Here is a 6,492-nt window from a genome sequence, read left to right on the forward strand (position 1 = left end):
ATTAGAAAATATCCGGAGGAGATCACCATGCAATCCACCATGATGGACCGTCCGCTGCTGCTGGACGATCTGCTGGAGCGCGCAGGGCACCAGTTCGCGGACACCGAGATCGTGTCCAACATGCCCGACAAGTCGCGCCACCGCTACACCTACGCCGATTTCCACCGCCGCGCCCGCACCCTGGCCCAGGGCCTGCTCGAGGCCGGCCTGAAGCCGGGCGACCGGGTGGCCACGCTGATGTGGAACCATTACGCGCACCTGGAGTGCTACTTCGGCGTGCCCGCCGCCGGCGCGGTGCTGCACACCCTCAACCTGCGGCTGCCGCCGGACGACATCGCCTGGATCGCGAACCACGCCGAGGACCGCTTCCTGATCGTCGACGACGTCCTGCTGCCGCTGTACGAGAAATTCGCCGACCGGGTCGATTTCGAGCGGGTCCTGGTGGTGCCGCTGTCCGGCAAGGCCGTGCCCGACGGTCTGGCGTCCTACGAGGACTTCCTGGACGGCGTGCAGAACGAGTTCGTGTATCCCGAGAAGAGCGAGTACGACGCCTGCGGCATGTGCTACACCTCGGGCACCACGGGCAAACCCAAGGGCGTGGTCTACTCGCATCGCTCCACGGCGCTGCACGCCTTCGCCGGCGCCCTGCCGGACACGGTCGGGCTGTCGTTCAACGATTCCTGCCTGCCGGTGGTGCCCATGTTCCACGCCAACGCCTGGGGCCTGCCGTACACGGCCACCCTGGCCGGCGCCAAGCAGGTCTATCCGGGACCGCATCTGGACGCCGAAAGCCTGCTCGACCTGTTCGAGAGCGAGGGCGTCACCGTCACGGGAGGCGTGCCCACCATCTGGATGGGCATCCTCAACGCGCTGGACAAGGAACCCAAGCGCTGGACCCTGCCCAACATCCGCATGGTGGTGGGCGGCTCGGCGGTGCCCGAGGCGATGATCCGGCGCTTCGACGAGTACGGCCTGCAGGTGCTGCAGGGCTGGGGCATGACCGAGACCTCGCCGCTGGTCACGGTCTCCCGGCTCAAGCCCCGCTACCAGGACGCCGACCCGGACACCCAGTACCGCCAGCGCGCCAAGGCGGGGGTACCCTCGCCGTTCGTGGACCTGCGCATCGTCGCCGACGACGGCACCGTCCAACCCTGGGACGGCGAATCCATGGGCGAGATCCAGGTGCGCGGTCCCTGGGTCACGGCGGCCTACTACGGCGTCGGCTCGCCCGAGGACAAGTTTTCCGCGGACGGCTGGCTGCGCACCGGCGACGTCGCCACCGTGGATCGCGACGGCTACATCCACATCACCGACCGCACCAAGGACCTGATCAAGTCCGGCGGCGAGTGGATCTCGTCCGTGCACCTGGAGAACGAGATCATGGCCCACGACAAGGTCGCCGAGGCCGCGGTGATCGCCAAGGCCCACCCCAAGTGGGGCGAGCGGCCGCTGGCCTGCGTCGTCCGCCACGAGGGCGCCGATCTCGACGAGGCCGAGCTCGTGGCATTCCTCAAGCAGCGCCTGGAGAAGTGGATGCTGCCCGAGGCGGTGACCTTCATCGACGAGATCCCGCGCACCTCGACCGGCAAGTTCAACAAGCTGGGCCTGCGCGAGCAGTTCAAGGACTGGAACTGGGACGCCGCCTGACGTCCTAGGCGACCTCCGCGACCCGCCCCGCCGCCCGCTCGCGCATGGAGGCCAGGCGGCGGCGGGCCTTGTCGGCCTCGCGCACGCAGCGGCGCATCGCGCTCAGGCGGTCGACATGGCGCACGATGCTGCGCACCGCGACCGCCGGCCCCGCCTGCAGCAGGCGTGTCTTGACGGTCTGATAGCGTTCCTCGAGCGCGGTCTCGTCGAGGGGCGCGTCGCGCCGCAGACAAGCCACGGCATGCTCGGCGAAGCCGGCGACCGCCTCTCCCGGTCCGGCGGGCAGCGCCGGCAGCTCGGCGCCCAAGTCGACCACGGTGCGCGCCGCCAGCAGGGTGTCCTCGATATCGCGCACGGTGCGCAGGGCGTAGGTCATGGCCTCCGCCTCCTCGGGGGGCATGCTGCCGCGCTGCAGGCGCTCGCAGTAATCGCCGATCACGTCCAGCAAGCGGTCGACGGCGGCGCGCTCCGCGCCGAGCCGGGCCGGGGCGGTCTCGCCGCGCAGCGCGGCCACGGCGATCCCGCGGCTGATGCCGGCCGCCCGGTCCAGCTCGCGCGCCAGGGCCTCGAGGGCGAGCGCCGGCGTGCCCAGCAGCGTGCTGTCCAGGAACTGCGGCCGGGCGAGATCCTCCTCGGCGGTGCGGAAGCGCGTCGCCAGATAGGCCACGAGACGCGGCGTCAACGGCAGGAACAGCAGGACACCGAGAACGTTGAAGGCGGTATGGAACAACGCCAGCACCGCGGCCGCGCCGCCGCCCGCGAGGCCGCCGTCCGCCGCCAGCGACAACACCCCGAGCAGGACCGGCAGCGACAACAGGGCGACCACCCCGGTGCCGAGGTTGAAGACCAGGTGCGCGGCCGCCGCCCGCTTGGCGTTGGGCGTGGCCCCGAGCACCGCGATCAGGGCCGTCGAGGTGGTCCCGATATTGGCGCCGATCACCATGACCGCGGCGCTCGGCAGGGAGACCATGCCGCCGCCGGCCACCGTCAGGATCACGGTCAGGGCCGCGCTCGACGACTGCATGAGCATGGTCAGCAGGAAGCCCAGGCCCAGGGCCGTCAGGATGCCGGCGGGGCCGGCGCGCACCAGCTCCGCCAACGGCACCCGGGCACCGATATCCGCGAACGCCTCCCGCAGCAGATCGATGCCGGCGAAGAACACGCCGAAACCGACCAGCGCCAGGCCGATCGCGCCGGCCCGGCGCTGGCCCGCGAACACGCGCAGCAGCATGCCGATGCCGATCAACGGCAGGGCGAGCAGGCGCACGTCCACATGGAACCCGATCAGGGCCACCAGCCAGGCGGTGGCGGTGGTGCCGACATTGCTGCCGTAGATCACCGGCACCGCCTGCGCCAGGCCCAGCAGGCCGGCGTTCACGAAACCGATAGTGGCGACCGTGACCGCGCTGGACGACTGCACCACCCCGGTGATCAGCACGCCGCTGGCCACGGCCCGCAGCGGCCGGCCGGTGGCCCGCGCCAGGATCGTGCGCAGGGCCTGACCGGCGGCCACCCGCAGGCCTTCGGTCATGGTGGCCATGCCCAGCAGCAACAGGCCGATGCCGCCCAGGGCCGACCCGGCGAGCTGCCAATCGATCATGCGCCGTCCGGCACCAGCCGGTTGTCGCGCCGCGCCAGCCGGCGCGGCAGCGGCATGGCCATGGCGGACTCGCCCCCGGCGCGCGCCAGCAGGCGGTCGGCGGCCGCGCGCTCGTCACCCGCGAGGCCGCGGTAATAATCCAGCGGCCGCTGCGCCATCCACAGCGAGAACGGCAGCACGCCCCGCTCGCCCTCGACCTCGCCGATGCGGAACGTATGGATGCCGATCTTCCTCGGCACCCGCGCCGCCTCCGGGTGGGCGTCGAGCCATTCGGCCAGGCGCGCGGCGGTGTCCGCCAGCACCGGGAACTGTTCCTCGAACTGGCGTCGCAGGATGGGGATCAAGGTGTCCGGCACCGCGTCGTCCGGTAGCCAATCCCCGATCTCGGGGCGGGTCCGGTTCATGCGTTCGACCCAGGCGGCCACGTTCGGGGCGACGCGGCGCATGAGACGCCCCGGCGCCGGGTCGCGATAGAGGTGCGCGTACAGCGGCGCCATCAGCCCGAAATCGCCGATGCTGGCGCGGCCGCCGAGCAGATAGGGATACTCGGCGAAGTGGGCGTCGAGCTGCGCCAGGAACGACTCGTACCAGGCCTCGATCGCCGGCGCCGTGCGCTCGTCGATGCCCAGCAGGGGCAGCATGCCGCTGAAGCGGGCCGCCAGCCGCCGGCCCAGGAGACGGCGCAGCGGCGCCGGCGCCCAGGGCGCGACGATCCGGCCGAACTCCGCCATCAGGAAGCGATCGTTCTCGGCCGGGAAATTCCAGCGGTAGTGCATGGCCGGGATCAGCAGCCACTCGTCGCCGAGCAGCTCGAACAGCAATGCCGTCAGCCGCTGTGCGGGCGTGTCCGGATACACCGACCGCGCCGGGTACCGCGCCTCCAGGGCATCGATTATGTCGGTGGTGTCCTGGATCAGTTCGCCTTCGGGCGTGCGCACCACCGGGATCATGGACACCCCGGTGCCGGGCCGGATCACCTTGCGGTAGACGTTGAGCGTGGACAGGACTTCCCGGTACGGAATGCCCTTGTAACGCAGGTACGACCGGGCCTTGCCGGTGTACAGCGAGAATTCGGTCCCGTACAGGGTGTGCGCGGTTGCCGTCATGTCTAGAACTCTAGCAAGAGGCCGGGGCAACGGCGACGGCCGCGGCCCGCGGGCCGGGCCGTTTCGTGTTTCCGGATAGGGTCCCGCTATCCGGCGGGACGCGGCACCCGGCCTCCCTGCCGGCTCAGAACCACGCCGGCTGCATGGTCAGGCAGCTATCCTCGCCGTCCGCCAGCAATCGCGCCCGGCGCTCGATGCGGGGCAGCTCGCGCTGGAAGAAGAAACGGCAGGTGTGCCGCTTGCCGGCGTGGAAGTCGTCGTCGCCGTCGACCGCGGCCAGGGCCTGGCGCAGCCACATCCAGGCGATGACCACGTGTCCGAGCATCTCCAGGTACTCGTTGGCGTTGGCGAGATAGCGCTCGGGGTCGCCGGCGTCGCGCATCAGGGTCGACGTGGTCTCGGCGACGGTGTCGATCGCCTGCGCCAGGGCCTCGGCGTGCGGCTTGAGCGCGTCGTGGGCGGTCGCCTCCTCGGCGGTGGCGCCCATCTCGCGCAGTAGCAGCTTGAGGGCGGCGCCGTCCCGCATGGTCACCTTGCGGCCCAGCAGGTCGATGGCCTGGATGCCGTTGGTGCCCTCGTGGATCGGGTTCAGACGGTTGTCGCGGTACAGGCGCTCCACCGGGTACTCGCGGGTGTAGCCGTAGCCGCCGAGCACCTGGATGGCGAGCTTGTTGGCCTCCAGGCAGAACTCCGAGGGCCAGGCCTTGGCGATCGGGGTCAGGATGTCCAGCAGCAGCTTCAGGCGCGCGCGTTCGTCGTCATCCTCGGTGGTGGCCTGGCGGTCGACCAGCGTGGCGCAGTACAGGCACAGGGCCAGGCCGCCCTCGACGTAGGCCTTCTGCGTGAGCAGCATCCGGCGCACGTCGGCGTGCTCCACGATCGGCACCGGCTTCTTCGCCGGATCGGGATCGGAGGGCTTGCGCCCCTGCGGCCGCTCCAGGGCGTAGGCCAGCGAGTGCAGGTAGCCGGAATAGCCGAGCACCGAGGCGCCCATGCCGACGCCGATGCGGGCCTCGTTCATCATGTGGAACATACCGGCCAGGCCCTTGTTGGGCTCGCCCACGAGGTAGCCCACGCAGTCGCCGTTCTCGCCGAAATTGAGCACCGTATTGACGGTGCCGCGGTAGCCCATCTTGTGGTTCAGGCCCGCCAGGCGCACGCCGTTGCGTTCGCCGACGGCGCCGTCGTCGCCGACCAGGTACTTGGGCACGATGAACAGCGAGATGCCCTTGGTGCCCGCCGGCGCGCCGTCGATGCGCGCGAGCACCATGTGCACGATGTTCTCCGACAGGTCGTGCTCGCCGCCGGAGATCCACATCTTGCTGCCCTCGATGCGGTAGGTGCCGTCCTCCTGCGGGAAGGCCTTGGTGCGGATGTCGCCCAGCGACGAGCCCGCCTGCGGCTCGGACAGGCACATGGTCCCGAAGAAGCGGCCCTCGACCATGGGATGCATGTACTTGGCCTGCTGCTCGGGCGAACCGACCGCCTTGAGCAGGTTGGCGGCGGCGGCGGTCAGGAACGGATAGCCGGCGGTGCCGATGTTGGCCGCGGTGAACAGGGCGGACACCGCCTGGCCGACGGTGTACGGCAATTGCAGGCCGCCGTCTTCCTCGTCGAACGCGGCGGCCAGGAAGCCGCCCTCGATGTAGGCGTCCAGCGCCTCCTTGACCTCCGGGATCAGGTGCACCCGTTCGCCGTCGAAGGTGGGTTCGTTGGCATCCAGCTTGGACGCGTGCGAGGCGAACTGCTCCTCGGCCAGCTTGTAGGCGGCCTCGATCACCGCATCGAAGGTCTCGCGGTCGTGCTGGGCGAATCTCGGGGCCTCGCAGAGGCGCTCCACCCCGAGGAAGTCGTACAGCAGGAAGTCCAGGTCGCGGCGGTCGATCAGGGTGCTCATGGCGCTTGTTGTCGGCGGATGGGGCCCCGAGTTTAACCCGTTGCCCGCGACCGTCGTCAGGCTTACCTTGTCCGGCCAGCGACAGAATCACGGAGAACGCGCCCATGAGCGACCATTCGCCCGGCTTCCTGAAACTGGTGGACAGCGTCCGATCCCGTGTGCGCGAGATCGACGCCGCGGACCTGCCGGCCGCGCTAGATGTGACCTCTCAGTAGATTGTTCATCCGGGCCGCGTTCCTTGA

4 protein-coding genes are annotated in these 6,492 nt (G+C 70.2%); 1 reads left to right on the forward strand and 3 read right to left on the reverse strand.

Features of this window, described 5'->3' with window-relative positions:
* Positions 1-27 precede the first annotated feature (27 nt).
* A complete protein-coding gene (locus tag PC39_RS08085) occupies positions 28-1,647 on the forward strand; it encodes a long-chain fatty acid--CoA ligase (RefSeq protein WP_353252869.1) in 1,620 nt (539 codons plus the stop codon).
* Between the two features lie 4 nt (positions 1,648-1,651).
* Here PC39_RS08085 and PC39_RS08090 read toward each other — a convergent pair whose 3' ends face one another.
* From PC39_RS08090 to PC39_RS08100, 3 genes are all read right to left on the reverse strand, one after another.
* Positions 1,652-3,247: a Na/Pi cotransporter family protein gene (locus PC39_RS08090; RefSeq protein ID WP_353252870.1), complete on the reverse strand. Its 1,596-nt coding sequence runs from the start codon at positions 3,245-3,247 to the stop codon at positions 1,652-1,654.
* A complete protein-coding gene (locus PC39_RS08095) occupies positions 3,244-4,353 on the reverse strand; it encodes a glutathione S-transferase family protein (RefSeq protein ID WP_353252871.1) in 1,110 nt (369 codons plus the stop codon). The genes PC39_RS08090 and PC39_RS08095 overlap by 4 nt, the downstream gene beginning before the upstream one ends.
* A gap of 124 nt (positions 4,354-4,477) precedes the next feature.
* A complete protein-coding gene (locus PC39_RS08100) occupies positions 4,478-6,250 on the reverse strand; it encodes an acyl-CoA dehydrogenase (RefSeq protein WP_353252872.1) in 1,773 nt (590 codons plus the stop codon).
* Positions 6,251-6,492: the final 242 nt, after the last annotated feature.

The sequence above is a fragment of the Salinisphaera sp. PC39 genome, assembly GCF_040361335.1.
GTDB lineage: Bacteria > Pseudomonadota > Gammaproteobacteria > Nevskiales > Salinisphaeraceae > APNM01.

What these genes read in the sequence shown, in the direction of transcription:
- PC39_RS08085 (WP_353252869.1), top strand. Translation starts at nt 28, where the DNA reads ATGCAATCCACCATGATGGACCGTCCGCTGCTGCTGGACGATCTGCTG.
- PC39_RS08090 (WP_353252870.1), bottom strand. Translation starts at nt 3,247, where the DNA reads ATGATCGATTGGCAGCTCGCCGGGTCGGCCCTGGGCGGCATCGGCCTG.
- PC39_RS08095 (WP_353252871.1), bottom strand. Translation starts at nt 4,353, where the DNA reads ATGACGGCAACCGCGCACACCCTGTACGGGACCGAATTCTCGCTGTAC.
- PC39_RS08100 (WP_353252872.1), bottom strand. Translation starts at nt 6,250, where the DNA reads ATGAGCACCCTGATCGACCGCCGCGACCTGGACTTCCTGCTGTACGAC.